This window comes from Promicromonospora sp. NPDC019610 (assembly GCF_044389365.1).
In the GTDB taxonomy this organism is placed as follows: domain Bacteria; phylum Actinomycetota; class Actinomycetes; order Actinomycetales; family Cellulomonadaceae; genus Promicromonospora.
Genome location: NZ_JBIRXX010000001.1, coordinates 1469682 through 1485199 on the forward strand (window position 1 = coordinate 1469682; position 15518 = coordinate 1485199).

20 protein-coding genes are annotated in these 15518 nt (G+C 74.8%); 11 read left to right on the forward strand and 9 right to left on the reverse strand.

The genetic code is table 11. The annotated features are described in order from the left end of the window. The first annotated feature begins 84 nt into the window (after positions 1-84). Complete coding sequence (locus tag ACH45N_RS06535; protein WP_397392284.1) at positions 85-888, forward strand: MerR family transcriptional regulator; 804 nt, start codon at positions 85-87, stop codon at positions 886-888. On the opposite strand, the gene ACH45N_RS06540 is transcribed toward ACH45N_RS06535, so the two are convergent. Beyond that, complete coding sequence (locus ACH45N_RS06540; RefSeq protein ID WP_397392286.1) at positions 852-1469, reverse strand: DinB family protein; 618 nt, start codon at positions 1467-1469, stop codon at positions 852-854. The genes ACH45N_RS06535 and ACH45N_RS06540 overlap by 37 nt on opposite strands. A gap of 55 nt (positions 1470-1524) precedes the next feature. Here ACH45N_RS06540 and ACH45N_RS06545 point away from each other — a divergent pair, with 55 nt between their 5' ends. Together ACH45N_RS06545 and ACH45N_RS06550 are read left to right on the forward strand one after the other, a co-directional pair. Continuing rightward, complete coding sequence (locus ACH45N_RS06545) at positions 1525-2409, forward strand: PfkB family carbohydrate kinase (RefSeq protein ID WP_397392288.1); 885 nt, start codon at positions 1525-1527, stop codon at positions 2407-2409. Beyond that, entirely contained in the window at positions 2400-3038 is a 639-nt protein-coding gene (locus ACH45N_RS06550) for a nucleoside/nucleotide kinase family protein (protein WP_397392290.1), read from the forward strand. Before ACH45N_RS06545 ends, ACH45N_RS06550 begins: the two co-directional genes overlap by 10 nt. 30 nt (positions 3039-3068) lie before the next feature. On the opposite strand, the gene ACH45N_RS06555 is transcribed toward ACH45N_RS06550, so the two are convergent. Together ACH45N_RS06555 and ACH45N_RS06560 are read right to left on the reverse strand one after the other, a co-directional pair. Beyond that, positions 3069-3692, reverse strand: a complete 624-nt coding sequence (locus ACH45N_RS06555) for an Rv3235 family protein (protein WP_397392292.1) — start codon at positions 3690-3692, stop codon at positions 3069-3071. Between the two features lie 52 nt (positions 3693-3744). After that, positions 3745-4527, reverse strand: a complete 783-nt coding sequence (locus ACH45N_RS06560; RefSeq protein ID WP_397392294.1) for a hypothetical protein — start codon at positions 4525-4527, stop codon at positions 3745-3747. Between the two features lie 279 nt (positions 4528-4806). On the opposite strand from ACH45N_RS06560, the gene ACH45N_RS06565 reads away from it, so the two are divergent. After that, the gene (locus ACH45N_RS06565; RefSeq protein WP_397392296.1) at positions 4807-5361 is read left to right on the forward strand and encodes a hypothetical protein; all 555 of its coding nucleotides are present in this window, start codon (positions 4807-4809) and stop codon (positions 5359-5361) included. Between the two features lie 99 nt (positions 5362-5460). On the opposite strand, the gene ACH45N_RS06570 is transcribed toward ACH45N_RS06565, so the two are convergent. Next, the gene (locus tag ACH45N_RS06570) at positions 5461-5679 is read right to left on the reverse strand and encodes an AlpA family transcriptional regulator (protein ID WP_020016485.1); all 219 of its coding nucleotides are present in this window, start codon (positions 5677-5679) and stop codon (positions 5461-5463) included. 195 nt (positions 5680-5874) lie between these two features. On the opposite strand from ACH45N_RS06570, the gene ACH45N_RS06575 reads away from it, so the two are divergent. From ACH45N_RS06575 to hisN, 3 genes are all read left to right on the forward strand, one after another. Then, complete coding sequence (locus ACH45N_RS06575; protein ID WP_397392299.1) at positions 5875-6564, forward strand: hypothetical protein; 690 nt, start codon at positions 5875-5877, stop codon at positions 6562-6564. After that, positions 6561-7862 (forward strand): hypothetical protein, encoded by a 1302-nt coding sequence (locus tag ACH45N_RS06580; protein WP_397392301.1) that lies wholly within the window; start codon positions 6561-6563, stop codon positions 7860-7862. Before ACH45N_RS06575 ends, ACH45N_RS06580 begins: the two co-directional genes overlap by 4 nt. A gap of 105 nt (positions 7863-7967) precedes the next feature. Then, a complete protein-coding gene (gene hisN, locus ACH45N_RS06585) occupies positions 7968-8768 on the forward strand; it encodes a histidinol-phosphatase (RefSeq protein WP_397392303.1) in 801 nt (266 codons plus the stop codon). A 58-nt stretch (positions 8769-8826) separates the two neighbouring features. Here hisN and ACH45N_RS06590 read toward each other — a convergent pair whose 3' ends face one another. Then, positions 8827-9381 carry a DUF6912 family protein gene (locus ACH45N_RS06590; RefSeq protein WP_397392305.1) on the reverse strand — a complete coding sequence of 185 codons (555 nt, stop codon included), beginning with the start codon at positions 9379-9381 and terminating at the stop codon, positions 8827-8829. A gap of 128 nt (positions 9382-9509) precedes the next feature. Between ACH45N_RS06590 and ACH45N_RS06595 the strand changes: the two genes are divergently transcribed. Together ACH45N_RS06595 and ACH45N_RS06600 are read left to right on the forward strand one after the other, a co-directional pair. Continuing rightward, positions 9510-10139: a DUF6928 family protein gene (locus ACH45N_RS06595; protein WP_397392307.1), complete on the forward strand. Its 630-nt coding sequence runs from the start codon at positions 9510-9512 to the stop codon at positions 10137-10139. Positions 10140-10204: 65 nt separating this feature from the next. Continuing rightward, positions 10205-10633: a VOC family protein gene (locus ACH45N_RS06600; protein ID WP_397392309.1), complete on the forward strand. Its 429-nt coding sequence runs from the start codon at positions 10205-10207 to the stop codon at positions 10631-10633. A 9-nt stretch (positions 10634-10642) separates the two neighbouring features. Here the strand turns inward: ACH45N_RS06600 and ACH45N_RS06605 are convergent, their stop codons facing one another. The 4 genes from ACH45N_RS06605 to ACH45N_RS06620 form a co-directional block, all read right to left on the reverse strand. Further along, positions 10643-11164, reverse strand: coding sequence for an endonuclease V (locus tag ACH45N_RS06605; protein WP_397392311.1), 522 nt, complete (start codon positions 11162-11164; stop codon positions 10643-10645). 2 nt (positions 11165-11166) lie between these two features. Then, positions 11167-12240 (reverse strand): ribosome small subunit-dependent GTPase A, encoded by a 1074-nt coding sequence (rsgA, locus tag ACH45N_RS06610; protein WP_397392313.1) that lies wholly within the window; start codon positions 12238-12240, stop codon positions 11167-11169. Beyond that, a complete protein-coding gene (gene aroA / locus ACH45N_RS06615) occupies positions 12240-13547 on the reverse strand; it encodes a 3-phosphoshikimate 1-carboxyvinyltransferase (RefSeq protein ID WP_397392315.1) in 1308 nt (435 codons plus the stop codon). Before aroA ends, rsgA begins: the two co-directional genes overlap by 1 nt. An 88-nt stretch (positions 13548-13635) precedes the next feature. Continuing rightward, positions 13636-14109 (reverse strand): DoxX family membrane protein, encoded by a 474-nt coding sequence (locus tag ACH45N_RS06620; RefSeq protein WP_397392317.1) that lies wholly within the window; start codon positions 14107-14109, stop codon positions 13636-13638. 377 nt (positions 14110-14486) lie between these two features. Here ACH45N_RS06620 and ACH45N_RS06625 point away from each other — a divergent pair, with 377 nt between their 5' ends. Further along, positions 14487-15233 carry a sigma-70 family RNA polymerase sigma factor gene (locus tag ACH45N_RS06625; protein ID WP_397392319.1) on the forward strand — a complete coding sequence of 249 codons (747 nt, stop codon included), beginning with the start codon at positions 14487-14489 and terminating at the stop codon, positions 15231-15233. Then, a complete protein-coding gene (gene rsrA / locus ACH45N_RS06630; RefSeq protein ID WP_377230388.1) occupies positions 15230-15511 on the forward strand; it encodes a mycothiol system anti-sigma-R factor in 282 nt (93 codons plus the stop codon). Before ACH45N_RS06625 ends, rsrA begins: the two co-directional genes overlap by 4 nt. Positions 15512-15518: the final 7 nt, after the last annotated feature.

Sequence of the window (15518 nt, forward strand, 5' to 3'; positions counted from 1 at the left end):
CACAGGTGCAATTGCTTGATCGTGCTTGGCCAGCAAGAATGAGGGCTTGAAGTTGACGCGACGTCAACCTTTACGGTGGTGAACATGCACTGGTCCATCCAGGAGATCTCGCGGCTGACCGGCGTCACGAGCCGCACGCTGCGGCACTACGACGCCGTCGGCCTGCTGCCCGCCGTCCGCACGACGGACGCCGGTCCGCGCCGCTACGACCGCACCGCGCTGGTGCGGCTGCAGCGGATCCTGCTGCTGCGTGATCTCGGGCTCGGCCTCGGCGCCATCGCCGAGGTGCTCGACGCCCAGCGGGACGAGGCGCAGGCGCTGCGCACGCACCTCGGGTCGCTGCGGGCGGAGCAGAGCCGGCTGGCCCGGCAGATCGCGTCGGTCGAACGGACGGTCGCGGATCTCGAGAAGGACCCGGACACCACCGAGGAGAGCATCATGGCGAAGGACATGTTCGACGGTTTCGACCACACGCAGTACGAGCAGGAGGTCACCGAGCGCTGGGGCGGCGACGCGTACCGGAAGAGCGACGCGTGGTGGCGGGGGCTGACACCGCAGGAGCAGCAGGAGTGGAAGGGGCGCGTCGCGGCGCTCGGCAAGGACTGGGCCGACGCCGCGGCGGCGAGGACCGACCCGGCCTCGGACGAGGCGCAGGCCCTGGCCGCCCGGCACGCCGAGTGGCTCGTCTCCGTGCCGGGCACGCCGGGCGCGGCCCAGCCGCTGCCCGACCGCGGGTACCTGCTGGGCCTGGCCGACATGTACGTGGCGGACGAGCGTTTCGCCGCCAACTACGGCGGCACGGAGGGCGCGACGTTCGTCCGCGACGCGCTGCGCGTCTTCGCGGAGCGGGCCTATCCCGCCGTGGCCGACGCGGACGGTGCGTACTGAGCCCGGTACAGGTCGCGCAGCAGGCAGATCTCGCCGCCGTGCGCCATGGCCTCCCGACCGAGATGAGTCACCAGCGCCGCCATCGGGAACTCGGCGTACGCGAGGCCCTTGGGGCCGATCGGGCGCAGCAGCGACTCGTCGTCCAGCGCGGCGATGCCGGCCTGCCACGACCGGTAGCCCTCCTCGAGCATCGCCAGGCCGCCGGCGGCCGTGACCGGCGCCTCGGGCCAGTGCCGCGCGTCGAACATGTCGGCGTCGGCCGGCGCGTCCGTCGGGCCGAACAGGGCCCGGGCGCGCCGCCCGAACACGTCGCGGCCCACGTGCACCATGCGCCAGGCGATCGTGGTCACGGGCGGGACCTCCGGCTCGGGCACCTCCTGCTCGAGCCGGGGCACCCCGTCTGCGCCGGCGCGCACGCTCCACGCCGGCGACGCGGGTTCCCACAGGTACTCGGTGTCGGTGAGGCCCTCCAGGCGGGGCCACAGATGGAAGTCCCAGTAGAACGAGAGCTGATCCAGGAGGAGGTCGCGCCACACGGAAGGGGGCGGTGTCGGCGGTATGGTCGGCTCCGTCGTCGTCATGTTCGGACAGTACGCCCGGTCTCTGACACCCAGTTTCAAAGGTAGCCTCTGCCCCATGCGCGACACCGCCGCCGAATCTCCGCAAAAACCCCCGGTGACCTGCTGGTTCGCAGGTCTCACGACGCTCGATGTGATCCACCGCAGCGCTGTCCGGCCGGGACCCAACGAGAAGATCACCGCCGTCCGCCAGGACGTCTCCGCGGGTGGCCCCGCCGCGAACGCCGCGGTCATCGCGGCGACGCTCGGCGCGCGTGCGCTCCTGATCAGCGCGATGGGCACGGGACCGGTGGGCTCGGCCGCCCGGGGCGACCTGGAGCACCACGGGGTGGAGATCCACGACACGGCGGGCGGCCGGGAGATCCCCATCGCCGTGTCGGCCGTGTTGGTCGACGACGTGACCGGCGACCGCTCGGTCGTCTCGCCGGACGCCACGCTCACCAACGGTCTCGACGTTACGTGCGTGGAGCTCGACGCCCTGCCGCGGCCCGACGTCGTCCTGCTCGACGGGCACCACCCCGACCTGGCACGGAGCGTCCTCGCGTACGCCCTCGCCCTCGAACCCCGCCCGCTCATCGTGCTCGACGCCGGCCGCTGGCGCCCGGTCTTCGCCGACCTGCTCGGCTCGGCCGACGTGGCCGCCCGGTCCGCGGACTTCCGCGCCCCCGACGACACCGCCGCGTCCCGGGCGGTCGTCACGACGCACGGCTCAGCGCCCGTGACCTGGCAGGACAAGGACGGGCGGAACGGCTCGACCTATGTGCCGAACGTCCAGGTGCGGGACACGCTCGGCGCGGGCGACGCGTTCCACGGGGCCCTGTGCGTGGCGCTCGCCAGGGGCGCCGGCCTGGAGTCGGCGGTCCAGGAGGCGATCCGGGTGGCGTCCATCCGGGTGCAGCACGTCGGCCCGAGGTCCTGGCTGGAGTACGCGGCGTGCGCCTGACCACCGCGGAGCTCGTGGAGCGGGCGGCCCGGCTCGCCGCGGACGCCGTCCGTGCGGGCGAGGCGCGGGTGCTCGGCGTCACCGGCCCGCCCGGCGCGGGGAAGTCGACCCTGGCCGCCGCCCTCGCCGACGGCCTGCCGCCCGGCACCGCCGTGGTGGTCGGGATGGATGGCTTCCACCTCTCCAACGCCGTGCTGGAGACCCGGGGCAGCCGCGCGCGCAAGGGCGCGATCGACACCTTCGACGACGCAGGCTACGCCGCGCTGATCGACCGGATCGCGGGCCGCCGGCCGGGCAGCCCGCCGGTCTTCGCGCCGGAGTTCCGCCGCGAGATCGAGGAGCCGGTGGCCGCCGGTACCGTCGTCGCCGACGAGCCCCTGGTGATCACGGAGGGCAACTACCTCCTCGCGCCCGACGGCGCCTGGCCCGCCGCCCGGGCCCGCATGGCGGAGGTCTGGTACGTCGATCTGCCCGACGCCGAGCGCCTCCGGCGCCTCGTCGCCCGCCACCACGCCTTCGGCAAGCTCCTGCCCGACGCCGAGGCGTGGGCCCGCGGCTCCGACCAGCGCAACGCGGACCTCATCGCCACCACCCGGGTCGCGGCGGACCTCGTCGTGGAGTGGGTGTAGCCCGACGTCACGGTGGTCCGCCCCGCTCGGTCAGCCGATCTCGAGGACCGCGACGCGCCACACCCCGCGCCGTGCCTCCAGCCGCACGGCCGCGGCGCGCACCCGCCCCTCGTCGTGCAGGATCACCGTCGCCTCGGCGGACGAGGCACCCAGCCGGACCAGCCGCACGCGCCGCACCGCGGCGGGGTGTGCCCTGGGCCGCGTCGGCCGCACCTGCCGGGCCTCCCGCATCAGCCGGCCCCGCTCCAGCAGCTGGTCGTAGACCTGCGGCGTCACCCAGCGGGCGAGCTGCGCGGCGGGTCGCTCCCCGCGCAGCACCTCGACCGCGGCGCGGACCACCCGGCAGACCTGCGCGGTGGGGTCGGGCAGGGTGGGGTCCGGCTCGGGCACCGGCCGTCCCGACAGCGCCTCCAGCGCCGCCGCCGCGTTCTGCAGCTCGGGGTACGGCGTGCCGCCGATCCGCATACGGCGCAGCCGCCGGCCGATGCCGGGCCCCGTGACCGGCCCGGCCGGCGGCACGGCGGTCCGCTGGGCGGGCGGCGCCGTCGCCCCCGCCGTTGCCGCCGGGCGAGGTGCGGTGCGGCGGGTGCGGGACGGCGGGGCGGGCTCCGGCACGGGAGCGGTGGCCTCTGGTGGGCTGTCGAGAGTGGTCATCCGGGATCTCCTGGGGGCGCGGTGGGGTGCGGGTTCGGGTGCGCGACGGCGCTCAGGGCTGGTGCAGCACCATGCCCGGCCGGATCAGGTCCGGGTCGGGGCCCAGCACCTCGCGGTTGGCGTCGTGCCAGCGGACGACGGCGCCGGCGATCTCGGCGTCGGACGGGTGGTCGGCCGCGAGCTGGTCGGCCGCGAGCTGGTCGGCCGCGAGGGCCCACAGCGTGTCGCCCGCCTTGACCACCACCAGGCGTTCCCCGCCCGCTTCCACGCGTCGGTCCCGGTCGACCAGCGACGCCCGCCCGGGCACGGTTCCGGGGCCGGAAGCGGCTGAGGCATCAGAGGGGTCTGTGGCCACCGACCGGTCCGGGCGGCCCGCAGGCTCCCCGCCCACCGGGCTCGTCGGCCGCCAGCCGAGGTCGAGGACGGCCGCGGGCCCCGCGTCTGCGGCGGGGACCGCGCCGGCGGGCAGAGCCATCGCCGTCGGCGCGGTGAGCGCCAGGCCGAGTCCCGCGCCCGCCGCGATCCGGGCCAGTCGCCGCACCACCGCCGGCGCGTGACGGGCCACGGTGCGTTCGGCCGCCGCCCAGCGCCTGCCGCGCCGGTCCGCGAGAACGCAGGCCAGCGCGAGCAGCGCGTGCACACCCGTCCAGCCGGCCACCGCGGTGCCGACGGCGACCGCCGCCAGCTCGACGACGTCCTCCACCGGGAACAGCGCCGGGCCGAGGCCGGACCCCACCTGCCACGTGCGCGTGCCGAGCAGCCCGCACGCCGCGACGAGCGCCGTCCCGACGGCGAGCAGCCCGAGGAACCCTCGCCAGGTGCCTCCGGTCTCCACGTCCGAGGCCTCCGGCGTCGCGCCCGGGGCCGGGGAGCCGGCAGGCGGGCGACCCGCGTGCGCCGGCCCCGGGCCATCGTCGTGGCGGTCGGCAGCTGGTGTGTGCTCACGGTCGTGCGTCAACATGGTTCCCCCTGCTGCGGTTCGATTTCACACGGTACGAGCTCGGAAGGCATCGGTGATGTCGTTTGATGTCGTCCGGCGGTCGTTATTCAACAGGGGTGTCGGGAGGGTGTCCACCGGGGGGCGGGATGCCTGTGGATGACGCAGGGTGTCTGCATGACATCCGCGCGCCCGACCGGCCCCACGCGCTGGGAGGCGCTCTTCAGTGATCTCGAGGCGCAGGCGCGCGCGCAGGCGGTCGCGGAGACCGACGCGCTCGTGTCCGAGCTGACGCGCGCCGAGCACGCGACGATGACGGTCGCCGACCGGTTCCGCGCCGTCGTCGGCGCGGTGGTGACGGTCGAGCTGCTCGACGGCGCACCGTTGCGCGGCGTCGTGCTGGAGGCGGCGGACGAGTGGGTGCTGCTCCAGGGGCTCCGGCCGGAGCCGGTGAGCCAGCACCTCGTGCCGCTGGCCGCGGTGACGGCAGCGCACGGGCTGGCCCGTCAGGCGACGTCCGCGACGTCGCGGCGGGACTCCCTCGGGCTGGGGCCGGCGCTGCGCGGCCTGCAGCGCGACCGGGCCCGGGTCGCCGTGCGCACCCTGAGCGGTGTGTGGGCGGGGCGCATCGCGCGCGTCGGCCGCGACCACCTGGACGTCGACCTGCTCGACGGCCGCGGAACCCGGCTGGTTCCCTTCACCGCCCTGCTGGTCGTGAGCGAGGCGCCCTAAACCGACTGGAATGCCCGGAAATGGACAGCGGGACCGGTCTCACCCCGTATGGAGTGTGCCGGTCCCGTCGGTGTACGACGCGGCTTTTCAGCCGTCTGCTCAGCCGTCAGCGGCCGCAGATCCCTTGAGCCGCTCACGGCTCTTTGCGTACATACGCTCGATGTACGACTCGAGCTCGGCTGCCTCGACGCGCCAGACCTTCTTGGGCCCCACCTGGATGGCGGGAAGGTCGCCGGTGCGAACGAGTGCATAGCCCTGGGCCATCGAGATGTTGAGGGTCTCGACCACATCCGCCAGAGAGAGAAAGCGCTTTTCCATGGGAACAGTGTGGCACGAGACACCGACATGAGGGGGTTATCCACAAGAAGTGTTTATCTGATGCCGGATCGGCGGCGTTCGATCACTATGGTTCCGGCGCTCTGCCCAGGCTGTGCGTCATTCCATGCGGGTTCGGGGTTCAACTTGTACTCGACGCCCTACCCAAAGTCCACCAAAGTACGCGGAAGGACCGAGATGACGTATGCCCCGGCCGCCCCGGCGCCCGTAGCCCGGGACCAGGGCCTCCCCGAGCCGGCCGCGACCAGGCTGCGCAGGCCTGGCTGGCGCGACCCGCGGCTCGTGACCGGGCTCGTCATCGTCGCACTGTCCGTCGCGGCCGGCTCCTGGGTGGTCTCGGCGGCGAGCCGCACCGTCCCGGTCTTCGTGGCCGACGGCGCCCTCACGCCCGGCGCGCCCCTGACCGCAGGCTCGCTCCGCACGGTCGACGTCCGGCTCGGGTCCGGGACGGGGCGCTACCTGTCCGCCGCCGAGCCGTTGCCGGCGGACCTGGTGGTGCTCCGCGTGGTGGACGACGGCGAGCTGGTGCCGCTGACGGCCCTCGGCGCGGACGCCGCCGTCCGCTCGGTCGCCGTCCCCGTGACCTCGGGGCTGTCCGACCGGATCCGGGCCGGCGTCGTGGTGGACCTGTGGTTCGTCCCCGACGTGCCGGTCTCGCCCGAGGCCGGCGCGGCCCGCCCGGAGCCGGTCACGCTGGCGGAGGACGTGGTGGTCGAGCAGGTGGACGCGCAGGACGGCGCGATCGTCGTGGACGGCACGGTGACGCTGCACGTGCTCGTCCCGGAGGACGTCCTGCCGGCCGTGCTGGGTGCGCTCTCCGACGCCGGCACCGTCGCCGTCGTGCCCGTGGCGGGCGGCGTCCGGTGAGTGAGGAGCGGACGGTCACCGTCCTGGTCGCGGTGCAGGCGCCCGAGGAGGAGGCGGCGGTGGTGACCGTGCTCGGCGCGCAGCCGCGGACGACCGTCGCCCGGCGGTGCGCGGAGCTCGCCGAGCTCCTGGCCGCGGCCGAGGCGGGGGCCGGCACGGCGGCCGTCGTCTCCGGGGACCTGCCCGGCCTGGACCGGGACGCGGTGGCGCGGCTGCGGGGCGCGGGCCTGCGGGTCGTCGTGGTCGAGGACCCGGCCACGCCCGCCGCCCGGCTCGCGGGCCTGGGCTGCGACGCGGTGGTCGCGGGCGGGGACGCGGAGAACCTCGTCGCCGCGGTCCGCGGCGACGGCTCGGCCCACGAGGACGGCCTCGCGGCGGGTACCGCCCCGGCCGTCGTGCCCGACGACGGGACCCGGCCCGGCACGCTCGTCGCCGTCTGGGGTCCGGCCGGCTCGCCCGGCCGCACCACCACCGCCATCGAGCTCGCCGCCGCCCTCGCGGGGGTGGGCGCCACCGCGCCGCGCCGGTCCGGCCTGCTGCGCCGGCCGCGCCCGGCACCCCCGGCGCACGGCGCGAGCACGGTCGTGCTGGCCGACGCCGACACCTACGCCTCCTCGGTGACCTCCCGGCTCGGCCTGCTCGACGACGCGCCCGGCCTGGCCGCCGCCGCCCGCGCGGCCGGCCAGGGCCTGCTCGACGTGCGGACGCTGGCCGGGCACGCCCCGGTGGTGCTGCCGGGCGTGCGCGTCCTGACCGGGATCACCCGGGCCTCCCGCTGGCCCGAGCTGCCCGCCAGCTCGCTCGACGTGGTGTTCCAGCGCTGCCGCGAGTTCGCGGCCTGGACCGTGGTCGACTGCGGGCCGGTGCTCGAGGCCGACGAGCTGCTCATGTACGACACGCGCGCGCCGCAGCGGAACGGCGCGACCCTGAGCGCGCTGCAGGCCGCGGACGTCGTCGTGGTGGTCGGCGGCGCCGACCCCGTGGGGCTCCAGCGGCTGGTGCGAGGCCTGGAGGACCTCCGGGACGCCGCGGTGCCCGTCCCGGCGGCACGCGTGGTGGTCGTGAACCGGGTGCGGGTCTCCGCCGTCGGGCGCCGGGCCGAGGCCCAGGTGCGCGACGCCCTCGCGCGCTACGGGGGAGTGGGCGACGCGCACCTCGTGCCGGACGACCCGGCCGGGCTCGACGCCGCGCTGCTGGCGGGCCGCGTGCTGGCCGAGTGCGCGCCGGGATCGCCCGCGCGGGCCGCTTTCGAGAGTCTCGCGACGCGGGTCCGGGACCTCGTGCCCGCGGCGGTCTGAGCGGCGGCAGCGGCGGCTCGGCGGCCCGGCCGAGGTACATCGCGCGTAACAATCCGCCCGTCCGGCGCGGCTCGGCGACGGAAACCTGGCAACCGGCGCTAGGTTGTGCCCGTGGCCGCCGTGACGAAGGACAACTACGCCGACGACCTGCGTCTGGCGCACGTGATCGCCGACCAGGTCGATTCCATCACCATGTCCCGCTTCCGGGCGCTCGACCTCAAGGTGGAGACCAAGCCGGACCTGACGCCCGTGTCCGACGCCGACCGCGCGGCCGAGGACTTCATCCGGGGTCAGCTCGCCCGCGCACGCACGCGCGACGCGATCGTCGGCGAGGAGTACGGCTCCGCGGGCAGCGGCGCGCGGCGCTGGATCGTCGACCCGATCGACGGCACCAAGAACTTCGTGCGCGGCGTCCCCGTGTGGGCCACGCTCATCGCGCTCGCCGACGGCGACGAGGTCGTCGTGGGCCTGGTCAGCGCACCCGCCCTCGGCCGCCGCTGGTGGGCGGCCAAGGGCTCGGGCGCGTGGACCGGCAAGTCGCTGGCGTCCGCGTCGCGGATGTCGGTCTCGGGCATCTCCCGCGTCGCCGACGCGTCGTTCAGCTACGCGTCCCTCGGCGGCTGGGAGGAGCGCGGCAAGCTGGACGGGTTCCTCGACCTCACCCGGGCGTGCGCGCGCACCCGCGGGTACGGCGACTTCTGGTCGTACATGCTGGTGGCGGACGGCGCCGTCGACATCGCGGCGGAGCCCGAGCTCGAGGTGTACGACATGGCCGCGCTCGTGCCGATCGTCACCGAGGCCGGCGGCACCTTCACCTCGCTCGACGGCAAGCCCGGCCCGTGGGGCGGGAACGCGGTGGCGACGAACGGCAAGCTGCACAAGGAAGCGCTCGACTTCCTGGGCTGACGGCGGCGTGAGCCGCGCGGGATGACTGCGGCGTCAGCCGCGCGGGATGACTGCGGCGTCAGCCGCGCGGGACGTCCTTGATCTCGCTCCAGTCGTACCAGAGCAGGTCGCGGTCCGTGACGCGCTGCAACGCCTCGTCCAGCGCGGAGTCGGACTCCTCGCCCACCTCGGCCGTCGTCTCGGCGTCGCTCTCCTCGTCGGCGGCGGCGAGCACGTCCGCGATGTCGGCGCCGGCCTCGGGCTCGTCGACGTGCACGCAGACGATCGCCACCTGCTCGACCGTGCTGGTCACCTGGACCTCGGAGGCGACGGGCTCGTCGTCGTCCGCGCCGCCGGCCACGACGGGGCCGACGGCGGCGTCCGGGACCTCGACCGTGATGATCACGCGCTGGTGCGGGGCGTCGGTGCGGCCGGCAATCAGCGCCAGCGAGTCGTCGGCCGCGTTGAGCGCGGCGACGTACTCCAGGCCCTCGGCGTCCTCGTCCGGCAGGGCGGCCTCGAGCTCCTTGGTCACGGCGTGGGCCCGGCGGGGCGCGACGGTCCAGCGGGCGGCGGTGGTGGAGTGGGAGACGGCGTCGAGCTCGTCGAGCGTGGCGGGCACGTAGATGCGCATGTGCTCAGTCTGCCGTGTGTCGAGCCCACGCGAGTGGAGTGGCGGTGTCACCCAGTCCCCGTACTCTCGTGTCCGGCGTCGGGGCGGGACGCCGTGGGTAGTGGTAGCAGCCGAGGGCGGGAGACGAGATGGGTGCCAAGACCGCGATGCTGGTGTACGCGGACGGAGACGTGGCGACGGGTCTGACGGGCGCGGCGGAGTTCGCCGACGAGGCGAGCGCGGCCGAGCTGCTCGGCCTGCTGTGGCCGCCGGCCCGGATCCGGCCGGACGGCGAGGAGCCCTGGGACCTCGGGGACGCGGTGTTCCCGCCGGAGGGGCGCGCGTGCGCCCTGTCGACGCCCGAGGTGGACGTCCTGTGCGACCAGGCCCTCATGCTCGACCGGCCCTCGCAGCTGCCCGCCCACCTGGTCGACGCCAGCATGGGCCGCACCCTGTACCTGCACGCGATGCACAGCGTCGTGGACTGGTTCGCGTTCGCGGTGTGGCGGGACGGCGCGCTCGTGCGCTCGCTCAGCCTCTCGCCGGACGACGGCGTGCTGGAGGACACGGGTGAGCGCCTCGCCTTCGAGCAGCCGTTCTGGGCGGGCGAGCACCCGGCCGGGAGCGACTACGCGCTGCCGTTCCACCCGCTGGAGCTGGGGGAGCACGCCCTGCGCGAGTTCTTCGGCTTCAACATCGAGGGGGCCGGCGACGGCGGCCCGTCCGCCGGCCGTCTGGACCCGTGGGCCGTGGAGCTGTTCGGCTTCCAGGTGGTGTAACCGGGCCCGGCGCTCGACAGATCTCCAAATCACTCGTACATTTGTTCGAGAACGAGGAGGTCGTCATGCCCGAACCCACCACTGCCCGTCCCACCGGGGTGGTCCCCATGCTGTCCTACCAGGACGGCGTGTCCGCCATGGACTGGCTCATCGAGGCCTTCGGCTTCACCGAGGCGGAACGCTGGCTGGACGACGACGGACATCTCTCCCACGGCGAGCTCGACGCCGGGGGCGGTCGCGTGATGCTCTCGGAGCTCGCGTCCTACGAGGGCCCGGCCGAGCACCGCAGGCACTGCCGAGCCGCGGACGCCTGGCTGTCGACCCCCTGGGTGATCGACGGCGTGCTGGTCCACGTGGACGACGTCGAGGCGCACCTCGCCCACGCCCAGGCGGCCGGCGCGGGCGTGCTCTCGAAGATCGAGGAGGCGCCGTACGGCCGGTCGTACCGGGCGGAGGACCTGGAGGGGCACCGCTGGATGTTCCTCCAGGCCTGAGCGGGTGCGCTAGCCCTGGTCCCCGCCCCGGGCCAGCCGGTCCACCCGGCGCAGCGCGGCGGGGAACCGCGCGTCGCCGGCCATCTGGCGAACCAGGGCGGCCGCGGCGTCGAGCGGCATCCCCGACGCCGTGACGTACAGGGGCTTGGCGGACCGCCCGCGCAGCACCTCGGCGGCGTGCGACGCGGCGTGGAACCGGGTCTTGGCGACGCCGAGCACCACGGGGGCCAGCCCGGCGTCGGCCACGTGGGCGCCCAGCCCCGGGCTGCCCGCCGGGTCGAGGTCCACGTAGCCGTCCACGATCAGCAGGTCCAGGGGTGCCACGCCGGCCAGCACCTGGCGGAGCGGCGGCAGCTCGCGCTCGAAGAACCGCCCCGGCCGGTACTCCGCGACCTGGTCGACGAGCACGGTGCGCTCCTCGACCAGCGTCGCGAACGCCGGGTCCTCGGCGACGACCAGCGCCGCGCGCGCCCCGCCGTCGTCCAGGTACTGCACGTCCACCGCGCCGAAGCGCGGGGTGGCTTCGGTCATGGTCAGGCGTCCGAGCCCGTCCGCGAGGAGAGCAGGCGGCGGAACGAGGCGAGCCGGGCCTCGCGCGCCGGGCGCTCGGCCTCGGGGGAGGCCTCGATCCAGTCGTCGAGGGCGCAGTCGGGGGCGTCCGCGAGGTGCGTGCAGCCGCGGGGGCACTCCTGCGCCACCTCGTCGAGGTCCTCGAAGGCGTGCAGCAGGTGCGCCACCTCGACGTGCGCCAGGCCGAACGAGCGCACACCCGGGGTGTCGATCACCCAGCCGTCGAAGTCGTCGCCGGGCTCGGCGTCCGCGCCCCCGACCGGCAGCCGCAGCGCGACCGCCGACGTCGAGGTGTGCCGGCCCCGCCCCGTCACGTCGTTGACCACGCCGGTGGCCCGCCGCGCCGCGGGCACGAGCGCGTTGATCAGCGTGGACTTGCCGACGCCCGAGTGCCCCACCAGCACCGATGCCAGGCCGCGCAGCCGGTCCCGCACCTCCTCGACGGACTCGGGCGTGAGCACCACGGTGCCGTCGTCCGACGGTGCCCGCCGCGTCACCACGACCTCGACGCCGAGCGGCTCGTACAGCTCGCGGAGGTGGTCGGGGGAGGCGAGGTCGGCCTTCGTCAGGCACAGGAGCACCGACATCCCGGCGTCGTACGCGGCGACGACGCAGCGGTCGATCATGCCGGTGCGGGGCTCCGGCTGAGCCAGCGCCGTGACGATGACGAGCTGGTCCGCGTTGGCCACGACGATCCGCTCGTAGGGGTCGGTGTCGTCCGCGGTGCGGCGCAGCGTGGAGGTGCGCTCCTGGATCCGCACGATCCGGGCGAGCGACCCCTCCCCGCCGGTGGTGTCGCCCACGACGTCGACCCGGTCGCCGACGACGACGCGCGTGCGGGTGAGCTCGCGGGCCTTCATCGCGGTGACCGTCACCTCGTCGTCGACCAGCAGCGTGTACCGCCCGCGGTCCACGCCGGTGACCAGCCCGGTCACGGCGTCCGAGTGCTCGGGGCGCTGCTTGGTCCGGGGTCGGGACCCGCGCTTGGACGGGCGGGACCTGAAGTCCGACTCGTCGCGGATGTCGCGGCGGCCCATCAGCCCAGCATGCCCAGCCACATGCCCGTGAAGTCGGGCAGGGTCTTGGCCGTGGTGCCGATGTTCTCGACCAGCACCCCGGGTACGCGCAGGCCGAGCAGCGCGGCCGAGGTGGCCATGCGGTGGTCGGCGTACGTGCGCACGACGTCGCCGCGCAGCGGCCGGGGCGTGATGACCAGGCCGTCGCGGGTCTCCTCCGCCTGCCCGCCGAGTCGCGTGATCTCGCGGGCCAGCGCGGCCAGGCGGTCGGTCTCGTGGCCCCGCAGGTGCGCGATGCCGCGCAGCCGGGAGGGGGAGTCGGCGAGCGCCGCCAGTGCGGCGAACGTCGGCGCGAGCTCGCCGCCGGCGTGCAGGTCGACGTCGATCCCGTGGATCTCGCCCGTGCCGGTGACGGACAGGACGCCGTCGGCCAGGGTGAAGGTGCCGCCCATGCGCTCCAGCAGCTCGGGCACCATGGCGCCCGGCTGGGTGGTGAGCGTGGGCCAGCCGGGGACGCGCACCGTGCCGCCCGCCACGAGGGCGGACGCGAGGAACGGTGCCGCGTTGGACAGGTCGGGCTCGACGCGCACGTCACGGCCGGCGATGGGGCCGGGCCGCACGCTCCAGATGCCGTCCCGCGAGTCGTCGACCTCGACGCCGACGTCGCGCAGCGTCGCGACCGTCATCTCGATGTGGGGCAGGCTCGGCAGCGTGGCGCCGATGTGTCGCAGCGTCAGGCCCCGCTCGAACCGCGCGGCGGCGAGCAGCAGGCCGGACACGAACTGTGAGGACCCCGAGGCGTCGACGTCGACGGAGCCGCCCGGCACGCTGCCGCGGCCCTCGACGGTGAAGGGGAGGAAGCTCGGCAGCTCGCCGGGGTGCTCCGGGTCGTGCACCGTGACGCCGAGCGCACGCAGCGCGGCGAGCACCGGCAGCATCGGCCGCACGCGGGCCTCGGGGTCGCCGTCGAACCGGACCGGGCCGTCGGCGAGGGCCGCGAACGGCGGCAGGAACCGCATCACCGTGCCGGCGAGCCCGGTGTCGACCGCCGTGCCGCCGGTGACCGGCCCCGGCGTGACGTGCAGGGTGCTCGGCTGGTCGCCCTCCTCGATCCCCGCGCCGAGGGCGCGCAGGGCGCCGATCATCAGGTCCGCGTCCCGGCTGCGCAGGGCGCCGCGCAGGGTGCCGGGGGAGTCCGCGAGGGCGGCGAGCACCAGGAGCCGGTTGGTGAGCGACTTGCTGCCGGGTACCTCGACCGTCGCGTCCAGCGGTGCGCCGGCGAGCGGCGCCTCCCATGTCGGTGCGGGCGCGGTGGTCGAAGAAGTCATGTGCCGAGATTATCGCGGAGCGGAGCCGCGCGGCGGCTCGTTCCAGACCCGCGGGTCACCGGGGTGACCTGCGGGTCCGGAACGGCGGTCACGCCTCGGCGGCAGCGGCCTTCGCGTCCGCCCGCGCGGCCCGTGCCTGCTGGACGCGCCACGACAGGCCGGGCCGGCCCTCGAGGTCTGCGCCGGCGATGAGGGCCGCGCCGACCGAGGCGAGGTTGTGCAGGAACCGGTCGGTGCGCGCGGGCCGCTCCGCCTTGGGCGCGGTGAAGGGCTGGTTCACGAGGGCGAGCGGCAGCGTCAGCAGCGCGAGGGCGAGGGCGGAGGCGCGCGGCGCCTTGCCCAGCGCGAGCAGCGTGCCCGCCGTGGCGGTCGCGATCCCGTGCGCGCGCACGAGGGTCGCGACCTGCTTCTCGCTGAGCGGCTCGGCACCGAGTGCCTTGGTCGCCAGGGCCGATCCCGTACGGGCGGCGGCCACGTGCTCGCTCGGCTTCCGGGCAGCCTGCACGCCGTCGTAGATGAACGAGGAGGCCAGCAGCGGTCGCGCGATGTGTCGAAGCAGCATGGTTCCACCTTGGCAGATGCGGGCGGCAGACGCAGCAGGATGGCCCGCGAGCCGCCGGGAATTCGCGGCCGCGGACGACGGTTGAAGCGGACGTGGAGCAATGCCTCGAGAAGGATGCGGTGAACGACACGGTGATCGGCACGGTGACCAACGCAACAACCAGCCCGGAGACCAGCGGCCTGCCCGGTGCGACGGCAGGTTCGTCGGCGGTCGCGCCGAGTGCTCCCCTGATGTTCGGAGCAGTCCCGACGCACCTTCTGGACGCGGGCACGGACTCGGCGAAGGCCACGGCGGACGTCCTGTCCGGCAGCGCGGCGAGCGCTTTCGGCGCTCTTCCGGCCAACACCGGCTGGCCGACGCGGCTAGGCTCAAGGGCGATGACTGACACTTCCCGTGAGCAGAACCAGGGCACAGGCGCCGATGCCGGCAGCGCCGACGTCGAGGCGCGCCCCGGCGAGACCGCGAGCGAGGCGGTCGTCGGGACCACGGATGTCGACACCGACACCGACGCCGAGGGCACCGAGCGGTCCCCTCAGGAGGAGGACGCGACGGCCCGCGCCGCGCGGTTCGAGCGGGACGCCCTGCAGTACCTCGACCAGCTCTACTCCGCGGCGCTGCGCATGACGCGCAACCCCGCGGACGCGGAGGACCTGGTGCAGGAGACGTTCGCGAAGGCGTTCGCGGCGTTCCACCAGTACCGGCCGGGCACCAACCTGAAGGCCTGGCTGTACCGGATCCTCACGAACACGTTCATCAACAGCTACCGCAAGAAGCAGCGCGAGCCGCAGCAGTCCCAGGCGGAGGACGTCGAGGACTGGCAGATCGCGCGCGCGGCGTCGCACACGTCGCGCGGCCTGCGCTCGGCCGAGGCCGAGGCGCTGGACCGGCTGCCGGACAGTGATGTGAAGCGGGCGCTCGCCGAGCTCCCGGAGGACCGTCGGATGGTCGTGTACTACGCCGACGTCGAGGGCTTCCCCTACAAGGAGATCGCGGAGATCATGGGGACGCCGATCGGGACCGTCATGTCCCGTCTGCACCGCGGACGCCGGCAGCTGCGTGAGCTCCTCGCCGACTACGCCGCTCAGCGAGGACTCGTCAGCCAGGCGCCCGGAGGTGCGCAGTGAACAACATCGAACCCGTCCCGCACGACACGGCGGGGGAGTCCGAGTGCGAGCACGCACTGACGCACCTGTACGAGTATCTGGACTCCGAGATGACGCCGGACGATGAGCAGCGCATGCGCGCCCACGTCGCCCACTGCTCGCCGTGCCTGGCGGAGCTGAGCGTCGAGGACCTGGTGAAGCAGCTGGTGAAGCGGTCGTGCAGCGAGCGCGCGCCGGACACGCTGCGCATCAGGATCCATGAGCAGCTGACGGTGATGACGGTCGTCGAGACCGCCTAGCGCCGGG